The sequence below is a fragment of the bacterium genome (assembly GCA_021108215.1).
Classification (GTDB): Bacteria; Oederibacteriota; JAAXVQ01; order JAAXVQ01; family JAUVAV01; genus JAIORK01.
This window is the reverse complement of record JAIORK010000035.1, coordinates 1-1632: the sequence shown is the minus strand read 5'-3', so window position 1 is coordinate 1632 and position 1632 is coordinate 1. Positions and strand designations below refer to the sequence as shown.

The following is a 1632-nucleotide window of genomic DNA, read 5'->3' as shown; positions in this document are numbered from 1 at the left end:
ATACACCAACGCATACACCAACGCATACACCAACGCATACACCAACGCATACACCGACGCATACACCAACGCATACACCAACACATACACCAACACATACACCAACACATACACCAACACATACACCGACGTATACACCGACGTATACGCCAACACATACACCGACATCTACGATGACGCCGGCGGCAAATGGTTATATTGATCCCAATAATTCCAATGTCAATCAGGTTCAGGATTATGAATATATTTTAATTTCTCAGTCGCAAGGAACAATTGATACGCTTTCAATAGAAATTCCCACAGGGTGGGCGGTGCCGGAGACACCCGCATCCAATGTTCAGGCGGGGAGTGTATCTTTCTCTGCCAATCGGATTGTAGTTAGTTATTCGCCGCCGCTTGCTATGGGTTTTTTCGATAGCATTACCTTGACAGCGACTGCGCCGGGTGTTGGCGGGATTTATTATTGGAGTTCTTATCTGAATGATGGTGCTTATACAGTTACAACACCTAATGGAAAAAGTCAGATTGTTGAAGTCTATACCGTAACGCTAACCTCAACTGCCACACCTACGAATACGATTACACCAACCATTACGCCGACCGCAACGCCAACGCATACCTCGACATTCACCATTACGCCGACCGTGACCCCAACACATACTCCGACATTCACCATCACGCCGACCGTGACCCCAACACATACTCCGACATTCACCATCACGCCGACTGTGACCCCAACACACACTCCGACATTCACCATCACGCCGACCGTGACCCCAACGCATACCCCGACATTCACCATCACGCCGACCGTGACTCCAACACATACTCCGACATTCACCATCACGCCGACCGCAACGCCAACATCAACTTTCACCATGACGCCGACGTTTACATCAACGGTGGTACCGGGTGCAAATAGTTATATTGAACCAAATAATTCTGATGCTTTGGAAATGAAAGATTATGAATATCTTTTAATTACATCAGCCGGCGCGGTTGATACACTTTATATTGAGATTCCCAATGGCTGGGCTGTTCCCGATACCCCTGTCTCAAATGTCCAGGATGGAACGGTTGCCTTTTCCAGTCAACGTATTATGGTTACTTATTCGCCACCGCTTGCTCCCGGATCTTTTGATAGCATTACCTTGACTGCCACAGCGCCTGGCGTGGGTGGTTTGTATTATTGGAGCGGTTATCTTAACAATGGTGCTTATGTAAGTTTGACTCCGGTTGGAAAGGTTCAGTATGTTGAGGTTTATACACTGACTGCCACACCAACGGTGACTCCGACGCACACGCCGACCTATACAGCGACCCCTACAGCCACCTCGACGCATACGCCGACCTATACAGCGACCCCTACAGCCACTCCGACGCATACGCCGACCTATACAGCGACCCCTACAGCCACTCCGACGCATACGCCGACCTATACAGCGACCCCTACAGCCACTCCGACGCATACGCCGACCTATACAGCGACCCCTACAGCCACTCCGACGCATACGCCGACCTATACAGCGACCCCTACAGCCACTCCGACGCATACGCCGACCTATACAGCGACCCCTACAGCCACCCCGACGCATACGCCGACCTATACTGCTACACCAACAGCCACCCCGA

General features: G+C 50.7%; 1 protein-coding gene. It reads left to right on the top strand.

Annotation, left to right across the window (positions count from 1 at the left end; genetic code table 11):
• On the top strand, positions 1 to 1632 hold a 1632-nt coding region (locus tag K8S19_07925), incomplete at both ends, for a hypothetical protein (GenBank protein MCD4813603.1).